General features: G+C 63.7%; 20 protein-coding genes. 17 read left to right on the top strand and 3 right to left on the bottom strand.

Translation table 11 applies throughout. The annotated features are described in order from the left end of the window. Window positions 1–44 precede the first annotated feature (44 nt). The 3 genes from fliN to motA are packed head-to-tail and all read right to left on the bottom strand — an operon-like array spanning window position 45 to window position 2308. Window positions 45–434: a flagellar motor switch protein FliN gene (gene fliN, locus H0241_RS11575; protein WP_181057537.1), complete on the bottom strand. Its 390-nt coding sequence runs from the start codon at window positions 432–434 to the stop codon at window positions 45–47. A 33-nt stretch (window positions 435–467) separates the two neighbouring features. Next, window positions 468–1397 carry a FliM/FliN family flagellar motor switch protein gene (locus H0241_RS11570; protein WP_181057536.1) on the bottom strand — a complete coding sequence of 310 codons (930 nt, stop codon included), beginning with the start codon at window positions 1395–1397 and terminating at the stop codon, window positions 468–470. Between the two features lie 35 nt (window positions 1398–1432). Then, a complete protein-coding gene (gene motA / locus H0241_RS11565) occupies window positions 1433–2308 on the bottom strand; it encodes a flagellar motor stator protein MotA (RefSeq protein ID WP_181057535.1) in 876 nt (291 codons plus the stop codon). Window positions 2309–2451: 143 nt separating this feature from the next. On the opposite strand from motA, the gene H0241_RS11560 reads away from it, so the two are divergent. The 17 genes from H0241_RS11560 (at window position 2452) to fliF (ending at window position 18030) form a co-directional block, all read left to right on the top strand. Then, window positions 2452–4263, top strand: a complete 1812-nt coding sequence (locus tag H0241_RS11560) for a DUF1217 domain-containing protein (protein ID WP_181057534.1) — start codon at window positions 2452–2454, stop codon at window positions 4261–4263. Between the two features lie 7 nt (window positions 4264–4270). Beyond that, window positions 4271–4996, top strand: coding sequence for a flagellar basal-body rod protein FlgF (gene flgF, locus H0241_RS11555; RefSeq protein ID WP_181057533.1), 726 nt, complete (start codon window positions 4271–4273; stop codon window positions 4994–4996). 4 nt (window positions 4997–5000) lie between these two features. Then, entirely contained in the window at window positions 5001–6422 is a 1422-nt protein-coding gene (gene fliI / locus H0241_RS11550; protein ID WP_181057532.1) for a flagellar protein export ATPase FliI, read from the top strand. 450 nt (window positions 6423–6872) lie between these two features. After that, complete coding sequence (locus H0241_RS11545; RefSeq protein WP_235984231.1) at window positions 6873–7622, top strand: hypothetical protein; 750 nt, start codon at window positions 6873–6875, stop codon at window positions 7620–7622. A gap of 86 nt (window positions 7623–7708) precedes the next feature. Then, entirely contained in the window at window positions 7709–8089 is a 381-nt protein-coding gene (gene flgB / locus H0241_RS11540) for a flagellar basal body rod protein FlgB (protein ID WP_112559338.1), read from the top strand. A 2-nt stretch (window positions 8090–8091) separates the two neighbouring features. After that, entirely contained in the window at window positions 8092–8508 is a 417-nt protein-coding gene (gene flgC, locus H0241_RS11535; RefSeq protein ID WP_181057531.1) for a flagellar basal body rod protein FlgC, read from the top strand. After that, window positions 8508–8843 carry a flagellar hook-basal body complex protein FliE gene (locus H0241_RS11530; RefSeq protein ID WP_181057530.1) on the top strand — a complete coding sequence of 112 codons (336 nt, stop codon included), beginning with the start codon at window positions 8508–8510 and terminating at the stop codon, window positions 8841–8843. Before flgC ends, H0241_RS11530 begins: the two co-directional genes overlap by 1 nt. Window positions 8844–8854: 11 nt before the next feature. Further along, entirely contained in the window at window positions 8855–9643 is a 789-nt protein-coding gene (flgG, locus tag H0241_RS11525; protein WP_181057529.1) for a flagellar basal-body rod protein FlgG, read from the top strand. Between the two features lie 6 nt (window positions 9644–9649). Then, complete coding sequence (gene flgA, locus H0241_RS11520; RefSeq protein WP_181057528.1) at window positions 9650–10171, top strand: flagellar basal body P-ring formation chaperone FlgA; 522 nt, start codon at window positions 9650–9652, stop codon at window positions 10169–10171. Beyond that, complete coding sequence (locus tag H0241_RS11515) at window positions 10168–11409, top strand: flagellar basal body P-ring protein FlgI (protein WP_181057527.1); 1242 nt, start codon at window positions 10168–10170, stop codon at window positions 11407–11409. The genes flgA and H0241_RS11515 overlap by 4 nt, the downstream gene beginning before the upstream one ends. Before the next feature lie 3 nt (window positions 11410–11412). Then, the gene (locus H0241_RS11510; RefSeq protein ID WP_181057526.1) at window positions 11413–11982 is read left to right on the top strand and encodes a MotE family protein; all 570 of its coding nucleotides are present in this window, start codon (window positions 11413–11415) and stop codon (window positions 11980–11982) included. Further along, window positions 11979–12683 (top strand): flagellar basal body L-ring protein FlgH, encoded by a 705-nt coding sequence (flgH, locus tag H0241_RS11505; RefSeq protein ID WP_181057525.1) that lies wholly within the window; start codon window positions 11979–11981, stop codon window positions 12681–12683. Before H0241_RS11510 ends, flgH begins: the two co-directional genes overlap by 4 nt. Window positions 12684–12701: 18 nt before the next feature. Then, entirely contained in the window at window positions 12702–13202 is a 501-nt protein-coding gene (locus tag H0241_RS11500) for a flagellar basal body-associated FliL family protein (protein ID WP_181057524.1), read from the top strand. Continuing rightward, a complete protein-coding gene (gene fliP, locus H0241_RS11495; protein ID WP_023828200.1) occupies window positions 13199–13930 on the top strand; it encodes a flagellar type III secretion system pore protein FliP in 732 nt (243 codons plus the stop codon). Before H0241_RS11500 ends, fliP begins: the two co-directional genes overlap by 4 nt. A gap of 215 nt (window positions 13931–14145) precedes the next feature. Then, on the top strand, window positions 14146–15030 hold the full coding sequence (locus tag H0241_RS11490) for a flagellin N-terminal helical domain-containing protein (RefSeq protein ID WP_181057523.1): 885 nt from the start codon (window positions 14146–14148) through the stop codon (window positions 15028–15030). 280 nt (window positions 15031–15310) lie between these two features. Beyond that, window positions 15311–16195 (top strand): flagellin N-terminal helical domain-containing protein, encoded by an 885-nt coding sequence (locus tag H0241_RS11485; protein WP_181057522.1) that lies wholly within the window; start codon window positions 15311–15313, stop codon window positions 16193–16195. 194 nt (window positions 16196–16389) lie between these two features. After that, window positions 16390–18030, top strand: a complete 1641-nt coding sequence (gene fliF / locus H0241_RS11480; protein ID WP_181057521.1) for a flagellar basal-body MS-ring/collar protein FliF — start codon at window positions 16390–16392, stop codon at window positions 18028–18030.

Genomic DNA, 18030 nt, shown 5'->3' with positions numbered 1-18030 from the left:
AGTGTGTGCGGTTTTCCGTCCGGAATTGCGTAAAAACAAATACTCTACGCGCTCTTGGTAGCGGCGATGATCTCGGTCAGCCTGATGCCGAAGCGCGACGGATCGCTTTCGAGCACGGTGATCTCGCCGCGCGCGATCTTGCGGCCATTGACCACGACGTCGACCGGCTCACCGATGCGCCGGTTCAGCGCCACCGTCGAGCCCTTCTGCAGTGCCATCAGGTCCGACACCGGCATTTCCGTGCTGCCGAGGATGATCTGCACGTCGACCGGGATGCTCATGATGACGTTCGAATTGGTGCCGGACATGGCGGCCCGCAAGGCGACGTCGGGGCGCTTTTCCTCCTCCTGGAGGACGCCGCGCAATTCCTCGATGGCGCGGTCGAGCTGTTCGTCCGGCTGGTCGATATTGGCTTCCACCTTGGTCTTGGCCATAAGTCGTCTCCAAATGCTTGAGCTTGCGCGGCGTCAGCCTGGCATGAGCCCATCGATAAAATCCTGACCGGCATCGTAAGGATGCCGGATCCGGACGGTGTAATTCTGCCCGAGTTTGCCAAACTCGCAGACAAACAGCGTCTTGTCGCGCGCGCTTAGCCTGGCGTGCGACTGCGCCGTTTCCTCGAACTCGATGACCTGGCCCGGCTCGAAGCCGGCGATGTCGCCGAGCGTCAGGCGTGCCAACGGCATGGTCGCTTCGAGCGTCACCGTCGAGCGCATCACCTCTTCCGAAAAGCGTGCCCGCCAGTCGGTCGTGCCTTCGCTGTCATGGACATCGGCGATACCGCGGGTCGCCAGCAGGATGCGCTGCGGGATCATCACCGTGACCGTACCGCTATCGGTCGGCGTCGAGATGCCGAACACGATGCGCACCGCCGCGCCATCGCGCAGCACGCGGCGCCTGGCTTCGTTGCCCGAAAGCGCCCGCGGCACCGGCAGCCGCAATTCGAGCGAGCGGCGGCCCGAGCCGTTCAGCGCCTGCGCAACCTCCTGGAACACCGTCGTCGCCACATCCGTCTCGATCTGCGACAGCTCGCGCTCGATCGGCGCCACCGGCTGATCCGGATCGCCGCCGAACAGCGCGCAGACCATGACGGCGATGGCTGGCGCATCGATCACCAGCGTCATAGCATCCGACGATGTCGGCGATGGGATGATGGTCAAGGCAAAGCTCTCGCCCGCATGCACGCGCGCATCCGGCACGCGGCTGACCTCGACCGCGCGCAGGTCGACGGTTACTTGAGCGCCGAGCTCGCCGGCCAGGCTCTTCTGCAGCAGCGGCAGCGCGCGCTCGCCCATCGAGCGTCCTGTGCCGATGACGTGACCGGCCTCACCGCTGTCACCGACCAGACGCTCGATGATCAGCGAGCGGGCTTGCGAGGGGCTGCCAGGACTTGTCATGACGGCGTGCGGTCCTGTCTGTCGTCATGCATGGCTCAGGCCGCTTTCTTCTCGGCGGAGGCTGTGTTCATCGTGCTCTGCTCGACGGCGTCGATCGTTGGCCGCTCATAGGACGAGATGGTCTTGCGGCCGAACTCGATCGCCACCTGCGGCAGGGCGCCGTTCATGTAGGCGAGCAGCGTCTGCTTGACGATGATGTAGAGGCGGTTCTTCTTCTCGCGCACCGTCTTGATCTTGGTGGCGACCGGCCCGACCACGGCGTAGGACAGGAAGATGCCGAGAAAGGTTCCGACAAGGGCGGCGCCGATCAGGCCGCCGAGGATTTCCGGCGACTGGTCGAGCGCGCCCATCGCCTTGACCACGCCGAGCACGGCGGCGACGATGCCGAGTGCCGGCAGACCGTCGCCCACCGCAACCAGCGCGTGATAGGCCTTCATCTTGTCGGTCTTGATGGTCTGGATTTCCTCGTCCATCAGCGCCTCGATCTCATGCGAGCGGGCATTGCCGATGATGATGATGCGGCAATAGTCGCAGATGAAATGCGTCAGATCGTGATTCTTGAGCACCGTCGGGAACGCCTGGAAGATCGCCGACTCCTCCGGATTGTCGATATGCGCCTCGACCTCGCTGCGAGACTTGGAGCGCAGTTCGCGCATCAGGCTGTGCAGCACGCCCAGCGTCTCCAGATAGTCGCGCTCCTTCGGCACCGCCTGCTTGAACGCCTCCAGAATGCCCTTGCCGGTGTCCTTGACCGTCTTCATCGGGTTGGCGACGAGGAAGGTGCCAAGCGCGGCGCCGCAGATGACCACCGCTTCCCAAGGCTGCATCAGCACATGCAGATGCCCGCCCATGGCCATGAAGCCGCCGAGAACACAGCCGAGCGTCACCACCAGTCCGATCAGAATGCCCACGCCAGATCCTTCCACATCACGTCAGGCCTAACCGATAGCCCCCGTGCCTTGTGTGAGGCTTGAATCGTGCGTGGCGAACCGATTCAGCCTCGCGCAAGCAAACCGGCATACTCTGACTCAGAAGCTGCGACCGGAGGCATGTCGTGTTGAGCACTTTTACCAGCTACCAGCTCATCGCCAGGGATATTCCCAAGGCGATCGACCGCATCGAGGCGGACCCGATCACCAAGCGCGACACCGACTACTATCTGGCCAACATCGGCAGCGTGAAATCGATCGACGATTTCGTCAAGAACACCCGGCTGTTCACCTATGCCATGAAGGCCTATGGCCTTGGCGACATGGCCTACGCCAAGGCCTTCATGGTCAAAGCCCTGAAGGAAGGTGTCTCCGACCCCGATAGCTTCGCCAACAAACTGACCGACAAGCGCTACGCCGAATTCGTCTCGGCCTTCAATTTCGCAGCGTTGGGCGCGGATGCCACCAGCTACAATCCCGCGCAGCAGGGTGTGACCAAGAACTATACGGCCCAGATTGGGCTCGGCGCCTTGCAGAACGGGTTCGACTACTACAAGGGCGAGACCTCCTACTTCGTGAGCAACATCTCCAACGTCAGATCGATCGACGATCTGATGGGCGACGACCGCCTGCTCACCTATGCGATGGCCGCCTTCGGCCTCGATGCCGACGCCGAAGCACCTGCGACCGTCCGGGCGATGCTGGAAGGCGGCGTCACCGACCCGAACAGTCCCGCAAACACGTCAACCAACAAAGGCTATGCAGCTTTTGTCGCCGCCTTCGACTTCGTCCAGTATGGCGACCAGGCGACAGCACGCGACGCCGTCCAGCAGGCGGTTCCCAAAGCCATCATGGCCGGAACCGGGCTGGTGCTCGTCAAGCCGACCGCGCAATACATCAAGGGCGAGGCCGACTACTACGCGGCAAACATCTCCAAGGTGAAGTCGATCGAGGATCTGCTGAAGGACAAGCGCCTGCTGACCTTCGCCATGGCTGCCTATGGGCTGGATGCATCGACCCAGACGGCGAGGCAGATCCGGACGATGGTCAACGGTGGCGTCACCGATCCGTTGAGCCCCGCCAACCTGTTGACCGACAAAAGCTACGCCAACTTCGTCAGCGCCTTCGACTTTGCCCAATATGGCGATCAGACGACCACGCGCGACGCCGTGCTGAAGACCACGCCAAAGCTTTACACGATCGAGTCCAGTCTTGGTCTCATCAAGCCGAATGCGGATGCCATCCAGGCCGAGACCAGCTACTACCTTGCCAATATCACCAAGGTGAAATCGGTCGACGACCTGATGGCCGACAGCCGGCTCTACAATTATGCGCTGTCCGCCAGCGGGCTCGATCCGGCAACCACAAACAAGGATCTCGTCCGCGATGTCCTGGAGGGCGGCGTGCGCGATCCCGCCAGCATCGCCAACAAGCTCTCGAACAAGGCCTATGCCAGGCTCGCCACGTCGCTGAATTTCGAGGCTTACGGCGAAGCGGCGACGACCCGCAACCCGTCGCAGCAGCCGGTCGTCGACAAATACATGCGCCAGACGCTGGAAGAAGACGCCGGCAAGACCAATGAGGGCGTGCGGCTGGCGCTCTATTTCGAGCGCAAGGCGTCGACCATCACCAACTGGTACGACGTGCTGGCCGATACAGCATTGGCCAGCGTGGTACGCACCGCGATCGGATTGCCCGATTCCTTCGCCACCGCCGATATCGACAAGCAGGCGCAGGCCTTCGAGGCAAAGCTCGATCTCACTGACTTCACTGACCCGGCCAAGCTCGACAAATTCCTGACCCGCTTCACCAGCCTGTGGGAAATCAATCATCCTACCTCGACCGCCCAGACCTCGGTTGGTGTGCTGTTTGCCCAACCGACCACCGTCGGCATCTCGACCGATCTGATGATGGCCATGCAGAAACTGAAATTCTGAGAGCACAATGCAGGACAGCCTTTACGTCGCCCTTTCCTCGCAGATCGCGCTTGAGCGCCGTCTCGATACCATCGCCGACAATGTCGCCAACGCCTCGACCATCGGCTTTCGCGCCACCGGCGTGAAGTTCGAGGACGTGGTCTCCGGCAGCGGTCCCAAATCCGTGTCCTTCGCCTCCTCCGGCAAGACCTATTTGTCCGGCGCGCATGGCGCGATGACGCAGACCGGCAACCCGTTCGACTTCGCCGTCCAGGGCGACGCCTGGTTCGGCATCGACACCCCGGCCGGCACCGTGATGACGCGCGACGGACGTTTTTCGATGAACGAGAACGGCGAGCTGATGTCTCTTGAAGGCCATCCCGTGCTCGATGCCGGCGGCGCGCCGATCCAGCTCGACCCACGCGACGGACCGCCCAAGGCAGGGGCCGACGGCTCGCTGCGCCAGGGCGACAAGCTTGTCGGCGCCATCGGCCTGTTCAATTTCGACCCCGGCCCGAACTTCGTCCGCTACGGCAATTCGGGTATCATTCCGGCACGCACGCCGGAGCCGGTCACTGACCGCTCGGATCTTGGCGTCGCGCAAGGCTTTGTCGAGGAATCCAACGTCAATCCGGTGCTGGAGATGACGCGGCTGATCATGGTTCAGCGTGCCTTCGAAAACACCGCTGCGCTGATGCGCCAGACCGACGCCTCGACCGACGACGCCATTAAGACGCTTGGCTCCAAGTCGTAGCCGCATGTCGGGCTCGCAATCATCGATACGCGCGCTTGAACGGCAGCCGGAAGCGGCGCCTGAAAACAGGCTGGCTGCCCTGGAACGGATCTGGCGACGCTTCGACGATACCGAAACGCTGCTGCGGCGCGGCGGCCGCGTCGCCGAGGTTTCGCCGACGCACTACACGGTGCGCGGCCTTTCCGAAATCGCCAGGCTCGGCGACCTTGTCGAGCAGCGCGGCAAAGCCGGCACACGCCGCGGCGAGATCGTCAGGATCGGTCGCGACGAGGTCGTCATCGCGCCATTCGAACGCAGCGCCGATGCCGGCATCGGTGACGCCGTGTTTCGCCGCGGTCCGCTGGTGGTAACGCCGCACGCTTCCTGGCGCGGGCGGGCAATCGACGCGCTGACCCGTGCTATCGACGGCGGCCCGCCGCTGATCAGGAACGGCGAAGCGGCAAGCGGCGACGGCACCACGCCCGGCGCCATGTCGCGGCAGCGCGTCGGCACCGCCTTCACGACCGGGGTCAAGGTCATCGACATCTTCACGCCGCTCTGCTTCGGCCAGCGCCTCGGTGTGTTCGCAGGATCCGGCGTCGGCAAGTCGACGCTGCTTGCCATGCTGGCAGGCGCCGATGCCTTCGACACCGTGGTCGTGGCGCTGATCGGCGAACGCGGCCGTGAGGTGCGCGAATTCCTCGAAGACACGATCGGCGCGCAAAGCTTGGCCAAGACCGTCGCCGTCGTCGCCACCAGCGACGAGAGCGCCATGATGCGGCGGCGCGCGCCCGACACCGCCATGCGCGTCGCCGAACATTTTCGCGACCAGGGCCACCGCGTGCTCCTGGTACTGGATTCGATCACCCGCTTTGCCCACGCGCTGCGCGAAGTGGCGACGGGCACCGGTGAGCCGCCGGTGGCGCGCGGCTATCCCGCTTCTGTCTTCACCGACCTGCCCAAGCTGCTCGAACGCGCCGGACCCGGCGCTGAAGGCCCAGGTGTCAAAGGCCAAGGGTCCATCACCGCCATTATCTCGGTGCTGGTCGACGGCGACGACCACAACGATCCGGTCGCCGATTCGGTGCGCGGCATCCTCGACGGCCATGTCGTGCTCGATCGCGCCATTGCCGAACAGGGCCGCTATCCGCCGGTCAATCCGCTGTCGTCGATTTCGCGCCTCGCCGACAAGGCATGGAGCCCCGAGCAGCGCATGCTGGTGACCAGGCTGAAGTCGATGATCTCGCGCTTCGAGGACACGCGCGACATTCGCCTGCTTGGCGCGTATCAGGGCGGCGCCGATGCCGAGCTCGACATTGCGGTGCGCCAGGTGCCGCTGATCTACGAAGCGCTGACGCAGTCGCCTAGGGATCGCGCCTCGGCCGACGCATTCTCCGACCTCGCCCGTCATCTGAAAGGCAAGCAAAGTGTCGATGCCGGAGACTGAGCGCCAATACACCGAGCGGCTTTTGCGCGAGATGCTCGCCGAGGCCAGCGCCGCCGAGGAAGCCAGGGCCGACGAAGCAAGGGCTGCCAAAGCGAAGGCTGATCGCGCCAAGGCAGCCAAAACCAAGGCCGCATTGGCCAGGGCGGCCAAGCCATCCTTGCCGAGACTGGTCCAGCCTGCGCTGCGCAGCGTGCCCGAACCAGCCTTGCTCGGCTCGCCCGAGGCTGCCTTGCCGAGCGTGACCAGCCTAGCCCTGCCCGGCATGGGTGAGCCATCCACACCCAGCGCGTTCAGGCTTGCCTTGGTCGGTGCGCCCAAGGCTGCCTTGCGCGGTGTGTCCAGGCTTGCATTGGGCAGCGCGAAACTCTATCGAGCAGCGCGTCCAAGGCGGCGTCGCGCAAAGCCGCCAGGTTGGCGGCGCGCAAAGCGGCCAAGTCTGCCTCGCGCAAAATGGCCAAGCCTGCTCCAACCGGCGAGACCAAGCCCGCATCGCTCAGGACAGTCGAACCTGCATTGCGTGATGTCAGCAAGCCTGCCTTCCCCGAGGCCGCCAGACCTGCTCCGCCCGCTTTCGCCAAGCCCACGCTGCCCAAGGCTCCGCATGCCGAACTCAACGAGGCGATCGCGGCTAGCCGTGACTCGCTGCTCGACGGGCTCTTTCCCAATGTCGACTGGCCGCAGCCGCCAAGGGCGCCGTTTCCCAAGGTGAAAAAGAAAGATGACCGGCGCAGTGATATCGTCTTCGCTGCGCTGGGCATCACGCTCGGCCTGATCTGCGCACTGTTCCCCTGGTACATTTTCTTCAACCAGGACCAGTTCGGTGTGCAGGCAATCAAGTTCGGCGGCAGCGGCACCAATGCCGGTCGTGTCAGCGGTGGCTCGCAAATGGAAAATTCCGGCCAGCCGCTGACGGCAAACGATGTTCCCGATGTCGACCTGTTCGCCACCGGCACGCTGCAGGACCCAGAGGACAAGACCCAGCCTCCCGGCGTTGACGAGCAGCCCTTTCCGGCCGATCCCAAATTCCGAATGGTTCATGTCGCCAATGGCCGCGCCATGATCGAGGACGACGCCGGCCTGTGGATCGTTCAGCGCGGCTCGAAGCTGCCTGATACCAGCACCGTCTCGTCGATCGAGCAGCGCGGTGGCAAATGGGTGATGGTCACCAGCACCGACCAGGTGATCGAACTCTCCAGATAGCGGAACACGCTGCTTACCTCCGGGTCCGCGCAAGGTCCGCGCAAGACTGGCGGCCTAGTCTGGTGCGTACCAGCCTGGAGATCCCCATGGAGCCCGTCAACCTTTTCGATCTTGCAGCCAAGCAGTCGCAATGGCTGTCCGTGCGTCAGTCCGCCATTGCCGGCAACATCGCCAACGTCAACACGCCGGGCTACACCGCCGGCGATGTCGAGCCGTTCGAGAAGGTGCTCGACCGCACCGCTGTGTCGCTGACCGCCACCCAGGCCGGGCATCTCGGTACTGCAGCCACCAATGCCGGCTTCACGGTCAAGCCCGAAGAGACGACCGGCGCCATTATGCCGTCGAAGAACACCGTGGTGGTCGAGAACGAGCTGATGAAGGCCGGCGAGGTCCGCCGCTCCTTCGAGCTCAACACGGCGATCGTCAAGGCCTTCCATTCGATGATGATGATGGCGGTTAAGACCTGACCATGGACGCGCTCACCGCAGCCCTCAAGATTGCCGCATCCGGCCTCGGCGCCCAGTCGGACCGTTTGCGCGTGGTTTCGGAAAACCTTGCCAACGCGCAGTCGACTGGCAATACGCCGGGCGCCGACCCCTATCGCCGCAAGACCATCAGCTTCGTCTCCGAGCTCGACCGTCCTTCCGGCGGCACGATGGTGGAGGTCAACTCCGTCGACCGCGATCCCAGCGACTTTCCCGTCGAATTTCAACCCGGCAACGAGGCCGCCGACGACAAGGGCTACGTCAAGATGCCCAACGTCAACGTGCTGGTCGAGATGGCCGACATGAGCGAAGCCAACCGCTCCTATGAAGCCAACCTTCAGGTCATCAAGCAGGCGCGTGATCTGATCTCCATGACCATCGACCTGATGAGGAACCAGTAATGATCAGCGGCATTGGCGGTATCGGATCGCTTCCACTCAAGCCGGAGATCGGCGGCACTGACGCCGCGACCGACCTGTTTCAGGGCACCAAGGCGCCAATGGCCGGCGGCGAGATCGGCGGCACCTTCGCCGAGGCGCTCAGCCAGGCCGCTTCAAAGACCGTCAACACCTTGCAGAATGCCGAACAGGTCTCGATCCAGGCGCTCAAGGGCGACGCCGATACCCGCCAGGTCGTCGACGCCGTCATGAGCGCCCAGCAGGCCCTGCAGACCACGATCGCCATCCGCGACAAGGTCGTCTCCGCCTATCTCGAAATCAGCCGTATGGGCATCTGAGGAGACTTGCCGTGAAAGCACTCGCCATTGCAGCGACCGGCATGAACGCCCAGCAGACAAATCTGGAAGTCATCGCCAACAACATCGCCAACATCAACACCACCGGCTACAAGCGCGCGCGCGCCGAATTCTCCGACCTGCTCTACCAGGTCGACCGCTCGCAAGGCGTGCCCAACCGCTCCAATTCCTCGCTGGTGCCGGAGGGCGTGTCGATCGGTCTCGGCGTCAAGACGACGGCGGTGCGCAACGTCCATACGCAGGGCGAGCTGACCTCGACCGGCAACAGTTTCGACATGGCGCTGACCGGCCGCGGCTGGTTCCAGATCGAGGGTGCCGATGGCGGCACGCTCTACAGCCGCGCCGGCGCCTTCAACACCAACGCCACCGGCCAGCTCGTGACCGTCGACGGCGCCAATGTCATCCCGGCCATTACGGTGCCGACAGATGCCATCGAGGTCATCGTCAACAAGACCGGCCAGGTCTTTGCCCGCATCGACGGCCAGACCGATCTCCAGTTGCTCGGCCAGCTGCAGCTCGCCAACTTCGCCAATGAAGCGGGCCTGGCGCCGCTCGGCGACAATTTGTTCCAGGAAACCCCGGCTTCCGGGCCGGCCAATGTCGGCGTGCCCGGCGATCCCGGCTTCGCGACGGTCCAGCAAGGCTATCTCGAGGCCTCCAACGTCGATCCGGTCAAGGAAATCACCGAGCTGATCTCGGCGCAGCGCGCCTATGAGATGAATTCCAAGGTCATCCAGGCCGCCGACGACATGGCCTCGGTCGTGTCCAAGAACATCAGGTAAGGTTTGATGGTCTCTCCGGCCTCCCGCTCCGCGCTTTGCCGCACCGCGCTGATCCTCGCGCTGGCCGGCGGCGTGCCGGCCTTTGCGCAGGAGAGTGCAGACCAGCAGGGCGCGCAGGTAGCCAGCAACCAGGCGGCCGGCGAAGTCGTTCTCATCCCGAACCGGGTCATCTATCCCGGCGAGCTCATTGATACAGCCGCTTTGAAGCCGGTAACATTGCTCCCCGGCAAGCACAGGCCGGATGCGGTTGCCACGCAGGCTGAGGAGCTCCAGGGCAAGGTCGCCAAGCGCACGCTGCTGCCTGGTCGCTACATTCCGGTCGCCGCCCTCCGCGATGCATGGCTGGTCGAACAGGGTGCCGCCGTGCAGGTCTATTTCATCGCCGGCGACCTTACCATTTCGGCTACGGCGGTGTCGCTGCAGCCGGGCGCCGCCGGCGATCTGATCAAGGTCCGCAACACCGACAGCGGTAAGATCTTTTCCGGCACGGTAATGGCCGACGGCACCATCCGGGTCAGCGCTTCATGAGACGCGGACCTGCCCTTCTGCTCGCAACCATTCTCGGCCTGCAGCCGGCGCTGGCCGACGGTCTTACGCCGAAGCAAAAGCGCGATCTTGCCGGCCAGAATGGCGGCGTCTTTGTCGATCCCGAATATGACCCGGCCACCACCAGCCGCATGTTCAGGGTGTCCAACGGCCCGAGCTCGCTGCCGCCCGGCCAGGTCGCCTCGCGCATCAAGGACATCGCTCAGCTGCAGGCCTCGCGCGATAACCAGCTCGTCGGCTACGGCCTTGTCATCGGCCTCGCCGGATCGGGAGATAGCCTGCGCAACTCGCCCTTCACCGAACAGTCGATCCGCGCGATGCTCGAAAATCTCGGCATCGCCACCGAAGGCGGCAGCGCACGTGCCAAGAACGTCGCAGCCGTCATCGTCACCGCCAACATGCCGCCCTATGTCCAGTCGGGCGCCCGCATCGACATCGACGTCTCCTCGATGGGCGACGCTACATCGCTTGCCGGCGGCACGCTGGTAATGACACCGCTGAAGGCGGCCGACGGCGAAATCTACGCTGTCGGGCAAGGCTCGGTCATCGTTTCCGGCTTCACCGCGCAAGGACAGGCCGAGCAGCTGACGCAAGGCGTGCCGACGGCCGGCCGCGTGCCCAACGGCGCCATTGTCGAGCGCACCGTGCGCGCCGAGTTCGAGGACCAGGCGCTGCTCACCTTGCAGCTGCGCAATCCCGATTTCTCCACCGCCGTTCGCATCGCCGACGCCATCAACGGCTACACCTCGCAACGCTTCGGCATGCGCGTGGCGGCGGAGCGCGACGCGCGCACCGTGCAGATCAGACGGCCGAAGAATGTTTCGGCGGCCCGCTTCTACGCCGAGATCGAGAACCTTGTCGTGGAATCCGACACGCCGGCGCGCGTCGTCATCGACGAGCGCACCGGCACCATCGTCATCGGCAATGAGGTCAAGATTTCGCGGGTGGCGATCAGCCACGGCACGCTCACCGTGCGCATCACCGAACAGCCGAAAATCGTCCAGCCGGAACCCTTCTCCAAGGGCGTGACGGCTGAGGAACCCTTCACCACCATCGAGGCAACCCGGCCCGATGCGCGCGTCGCCGTGCTCGACGGGCCCAACCTCGAAACGCTGGTGTCCGGCCTCAACCGTCTCGGCGTCAAGCCGGACGGCATCATTGCCATCCTGCAAGGCATCAAGTCGGCCGGCGCTTTGCAGGCCGATCTGGTTCTCCAATAGGCCATGCCGATGATCGATTTCCTATCCCGAAGACACCGCCGCAACGCAGCCTTGGCAGCCATCGCTACGCTCGTCTCAGTCATGCCGGTTCGCGCGGAAGAAGCGGTGCGGCAGGTTTTGCCCGGCGCACAGGCGCCGGCTGCACCTCAACAGCTGGTCCGCCAGAAAGCCCCGGACGAAAGCGAAATCCAGCGCTTCTGCTCCAACATCGCCGACGCCGCCCGCGACCGCCGCTACTCGCTGCAGGCTGAAGAGCTGAAGCAGCTGCAGGCCGGCATCGACCAGCGCATGAAGGCGCTGGACGAGAAGCGCGCCGAATACGAACAATGGCTGAAGCGGCGCGAAGTTTTTCTGGCCCGCGCCGAGGACGGCGTCGTCAAGATTTATGCCGGCATGAAACCGGATGCCGCGGCCGAACGCCTAGCCATGGTCACCCCTGATCTCGCCGCCGCCATCCTGATGAAACTCGATTCGCGCAAGGCCGGCGTCATTCTCAATGAGATGGACCAGAAGGCGGCGGCCACGCTCACCGGCATCATGGCCAGCGCGGCCCGAAGGGTAGATCCGTCATGAAGTTGGGGTTGCTCGTCCTGGTCGCCGCCGCCGCACTGTCCGGCTGCGCCGTCGACCCCAGGGAGATCGGCAGGGAGCCGGCGCTGTCGCCGGTCGGCACCGGCATCACAGGCAGCGTCGATGCGCCCTATTCATACCCGGAAGAGCCGCGGGCGCCGGTGAAGAAATTCTCGCTATGGGACGATCGCCAGAGCCGATTGTTCACCGACCCCCGTGCACTGCGCGATGGCGATATCCTGACAGTCAGGATCAAGCTCAACGACAAGGCCAACTTCAAGAACCAGAACGACCGCAGCCGCACCGCCGCGCGCAAGCTCGGTTATGATGTCAAGCTCGGATGGGAAGATGCCAGCACCAGCGGCAAGGGCGACGCCGGACTGAGCTCCAGCACCGAAACCAACGCGGACGGCGAAATCAAGCGCTCGGAAAACCTCGAGCTCAATGTCGCCGCCGTCGTCACCGAGGTGCTGCCTAACGGCAATCTGATGATCCGCGGCTCGCAGGAAGTGCGCGTCAATTACGAGCTCAGGGTGCTGACGATTGCCGGCATGGTGCGTCCCTCCGACATCGGCGCCGAAAACACCATTTCCTACGAACGCATCGCCGAGGCCCGCATCTCCTATGGAGGCCGCGGCCGAATTGCCGAAATCCAGCAACCTGCCTACGGCCAGCAGATTCTCGACCAAGTCCTCCCCTTCTAGGATCAGGAGAACGACGCCGTGGCAAATGTCGAACAGGTCCAGCCCAAGAAGGGTCCGTCGCTTGTCATCCAGCTCGCCATGCTTTTGGCGGTCACGGGCGCTGCCATCGGCATGGGCTGGGTCTCCGGCGGCTATCTGAAGGGCGTCGGCGGACCGGTGCCGGTGCCGGCCGCACCCGAGAACCAGTCCAACGCCGAACAGCCGAGCGCGGCCGCCGAACATGCGCCGGGCACCGGGCCGACGCTGGTGCAGCTGGCGCCGATCACCACCAATCTGGCCGCGCCGGCAGATATCTGGATAAGGCTGGAAGCTTCGGTGGTCTACGATGCGCCGCAACCGCCGGAGCTCACCGAGAGCATTCACCAGGACCTGCTGGCAATGGTCCGCACCCTGAAGATGCATCAGATCGAAGGCGCCAGCGGCTACCAGCATTTGAAAGCCGACCTTGAGGAGCGCGCCGCGATCCGCAGCGGTGGCCATGCCAAACAGGTTCTGATCAGGACATTGCTGCTCGAATGAGAAAACTGCTTCTCGCCGCCGCGATCGTCGTCGCCGCCACTTCTGTCGCCGCTGCCCAGCAGCTGGATCTCGGCGGCATCGGCAAGGCCGACGGCGCCACCGTCGGCTATATCATCCAGATGTTCGGCCTGCTCACCGTGCTGTCGGTGGCGCCGGGCTTGTTGATCATGGTGACGAGCTTCACCCGCTTCGTCATCGCCTTCTCGATCCTGCGCGCCGGCATCGGCCTGCAGTCGACGCCGGCCAATCTCATCTTGATCTCACTATCGCTGTTCATGACCTTCTACGTCATGGCGCCGACCTTCGACCAGGCGTGGAACACCGGCGTCAAGCCGCTGATGGACAATCAGATCAGCCAGACCGAGGCGTTCGAAAAAATTTCGGACCCGTTCCGAACCTTCATGCTGCACAATGTCCGCGACAAGGATTTCGACCTGTTCGCCGACCTCGCCCGCGAACGTGGCCAGGTGGTTGCCAAGGAAACCGTCGACCTGCGTATCCTGGTGCCGGCCTTCATGATCTCCGAAATCCGCCGCGGCTTCGAGATCGGTTTCCTGATCGTGCTGCCGTTCCTCGTCATCGACCTGATCGTCGCCACCATCACCATGGCCATGGGCATGATGATGCTGCCGCCGACCGTCGTTTCGCTGCCCTTCAAGATCCTGTTCTTTGTCCTCATCGACGGCTGGAACCTGCTCGTCGGCAGCCTGGTGCGATCCTTCACCTGATCACCCGCGACCCGCGCGCGGCACCTGGCCAAAATTCTATGCAAAATATTTCCGGTTAACCGTCCCGTTTAGCCCTTTGGTAGGGACTCGCCCGCATATTGCTCGCAGATGGCGGGTGATCGGGTCTCACGATCATTGGCATGATGCCGCTCCGTCATACCGGAAAAGCCGGTATGTCAAAAAACACCCTGTAAAAATCAAGGTAACGAGTAGCCATGTCCAGTATCATGACGAACGCCTCGGCGCTGACCGCGCTGCAGAGCCTGAACAACACCAACAAGCAGCTTGAAACCACCCAGTCGCGCATTTCGACCGGCTACCGCGTCGCCACCGCCAGCGACAACGCTGCCTACTGGTCGATCGCGACCTCGATGAAGTCCGACAACAAGGCCAACTCGGCCGTTCAGGACGCGCTCGGCCTCGGCGCCGGCAAGGTCGACACTGCCTACACCGCCATCAACGACATCAAGGACCAGGTCGACCTGATCAAGTCCAAGCTCGTCACCGCCCGCGGCGCCAGCCAGGAAGACCAGCAGAAGATCGCGACCGAAATCACCGCTATCCAGGCACAGATCAAGTCGTCGGTCACCAACGCCAACTTCGCCGGCTCGAACCTGCTGCAGAACGACGCTGCCGCTACGTCCGACCTGAAGATTGTCGCTTCCTACAACCGCGTCGGCGCGACCGTCACCATCGACACCATCGACGTCAAGGCTGCCGACACGCAGGTCCTCGATGTCGCCGGAACGGGCGGCATCGTCGGCGGTCTGCTGGCTGCGACCTTCTTCGATCCGGCCAGCGCCGCTGTTGCCGACACCGCCATCGACACCGCGCTCGGCACCGTTGAAACCGCGCTGAGCAAGCTGTTCACCGGCGCTGCCTCGCTCGGTGCTGCCAAGTCGCGCATCGACACCCAGAAGAGCTTCCTGTCGAACCTCTCGGACTCGATCGACAAGGGCGTCGGCGCTCTGGTCGACGCCGACATGAACAAGGAATCGACCCGTCTGCAGGCCCTCCAGGTCCAGCAGCAGCTTGGCATCCAGGCGCTGTCGATCGCCAACGGCAACTCGCAGTCGATCCTGTCGCTCTTCCGCGGCTGATCTCTCGACTTTACGACTGACAAGATCCGGTCGGGCCGCGCCAACAGCGCGGCCCGATTTCTTTTGTGGCTGTTGATTTTCTCTTTGAATAGCTTCCGATTTTGCTTTTCGCCGGCACCCGGATTGACCTGTTTTAACAAGCCATTAACCATATCTCGCTAGTCATGGTTAACCATACCATGGCGGGCAGACCAGACGGTCGATGGGCTTATGCCTACCCCCCGATGAAGTTGATCCGGCGTGTGCGGGCCACGCCCGTTTTTGAGAAGGGGTAAATATCTTGGCTAGTATCATGACGAACGCCTCGGCGCTGACCGCGCTGCAGAGCCTGAACAACACCAACAAGCAGCTCGAAACCACCCAGTCGCGCATTTCGACCGGCTATCGCGTTGCCACCGCCAGCGACAACGCCGCCTACTGGTCGATCGCCACCACGATGAAATCCGACAACAAGGCGCTTTCGGCTGTCCAGGACGCGCTCGGCCTCGGCGCCGGCAAGGTCGACACCGCCTACACCGCCATCACCGATATCAAGGACCAGGTCGACCAGATCAAGGCCAAGCTGGTGACCGCCCGCGGTGCGAGCCAGGACAACCAGCAAAAGATCGCGACCGAAATCAAGGCAATTCAGGACCAGATCAAGTCGTCGGTCACCAACGCATCCTATGCCGGGTCGAACCTGCTGCAGAATGACGCTCTCGCCACCTCCGACCTGAAGATCGTTGCCTCCTACAACCGCACTGGCACGACAGTCGCCATCGACACCATCGACGTCAAGGCTGCTGATACCCAAGTGCTGGACATTGCCGGCACGGGCGGCATTGCCGGCGGTTTGCTTGCTACGACCTTCTTCGATCCGAGCGTCACGGCGGTGGCCGACGCCGCCATCGACACCGCATTGGGAGCCGTCGAAACGGCGCTTGCCAAATTGTCCACGGGCGCGGCCTATCTCGGCGCCGCCAAGTCGCGCATCGACACCCAGAAGAGCTTCCTGTCGAACCTGTCGGACTCCATCGACAAGGGCGTCGGCGCTCTGGTCGACGCCGACATGAACAAGGAATCGACGCGGCTGCAGGCCCTTCAGGTCCAGCAGCAGCTCGGCATCCAGTCGCTGTCGATCGCCAACGGCAACTCGCAATCGATCCTGGCGCTGTTCAAGCAATAGGCCGGACCCGGCTTCCTCTTTCCTTGAATTGAAGGGCCGCGCCAACAGCGCGGCCCTTTCGCTTTGTGGCCGTGTTTTAACGCATGTCGTTGGCCCGGAACCGCTGCACACTTACGGGCGACATGCTTATCATCTTCGCACAAGCTTCGCGGTCTAGTGTTCCCACGGAATATCATGCTGGGAGCGCTTGAATCGTGCCGGAACAGATCCAGAGCATCATCTCGAATCTCAGGGCATTTGGCGTCAGGCGCCTTGCCATGCTGGCCGGCATCGCCGCGCTGGTGATGGCCGTCATCGGCGTGGGCTCGGTCTATCTCAACCGCCCCGCCTATGAGACGCTCTATGTCGGGCTCGACCGTTCCGACGTGAACCAGATCGGCCTGGTGCTCGGCGAGGCCGGCATCGGCTTCGACGTCGGCTCCGACGGCACCTCGGTGCTGGTGCCGGCCGGCACCACCGCGCAGGCGCGCATGCTGCTTGCCGAAAAGGGCCTGCCGACCAGCGCCAATGCCGGCTACGAACTGTTCGACAATGTCGGCTCGCTCGGCCTGACCTCCTTCATGCAGCAGATTACCCGCGTGCGCGCGCTGGAAGGCGAGATCGCCCGCACCATCCAGTCGATCGCGGGCATCAAGGCGGCGCGCGTCCACATCGTCATGTCCGAGCGCGCCAATTTCCGCCGTGACGAACAGCAGCCCTCGGCCTCGGTGGTCATCCGTTATTCCGGCATCGACGCCGAAAAGAGCGCCTTGTCGATCCGCCATCTCGTCGCCGCCGCCGTCCCCGGCCTGTCGGCTGACAAGGTGACCGTGCTCGATTCCAATGGCAATCTGCTGGCTGCCGGCGACGACCCCTCCAACACAAGTGCTGCCCGCACGCTCGGCGTCGAGCAGACCGTCGAGGCGCAGATCGGCGACAACATCCGCCGCGCGCTGACGCCTTATCTCGGCCCCGACAATTTCCGCGCCAGCGTCAAGGCTGACGTCAACACCGACACCCGCCAGACCGAAGAGACGATCTTCGATCCGGAGTCGCGCGTCGAGCGTTCGGTGCAGTCGGTGCGCGCCAACGAGAACAGCAACCAGAAGCAGGCCTCGACCCCGGCCAGCGTCGAGCAGAACCTGCCCGAGACCCAGGCGACCAGCACCGACGGCCCGCAGACGACATCGGCGAACGACCGCAAGGAGGAGATCACCAATTACGAGATCAACTCCAAGAAGATCGCCACCGTCTCCAACGGCTATTCCGTCACCAAAATGTCGATCGCCGTCGTCGTCAACCAGCAGCGGCTGATGACCATCCTCGGCAAGGACGCCACGCCCGAGCAGATCGCCAAGCGCGTTGCCGACATCCAGAAGATGGTGGCTTCGGCCACCGGCTTCGACGACAAGCGCGGCGATATCATCGATGTCTCGGCGGTCGAGTTCATCGACGGGCTTGACGGCGAGGCCGTCGAGCAGCCGGGCATAATGGCGTCGATCGGAACTTATGCCGGCACGATGATCAATGCCGGCGCCTTCATCGTCGTGGTGTTCCTGGTTGCCTTCTTCGGCCTGAGGCCGATGGCCGCCGCGCTGACCGCGCGGCCGACGCCCGCACTTGCCGGTCCGAGCTTCGACGATGTCCAGCGTTCGCTGCCGACACCTGAAACCGCCAGTGCCGAACCCGCGCAGGCTGCCTTGCCCGGCAGCCGTCCCGGCCCGACTCCGCTCGACGATCTTCGCCAGAAGATCAGGCCGGCGCCGCAGGAACGGCTTGCCCGTATGGTCGATCTCAATGAGGAGCGCACCGCGCAGATCCTGCGCAAATGGGCCGCCCAGGAAGCCACGGTGTAG

It is taken from the genome of Mesorhizobium neociceri (assembly GCF_013520985.1).
In the GTDB taxonomy this organism is placed as follows: Bacteria; Pseudomonadota; Alphaproteobacteria; order Rhizobiales; family Rhizobiaceae; genus Mesorhizobium; species Mesorhizobium neociceri.
The sequence above is the reverse complement of the archived record's forward strand: the minus strand, read 5'-3'. Positions and strand labels throughout refer to the sequence as shown.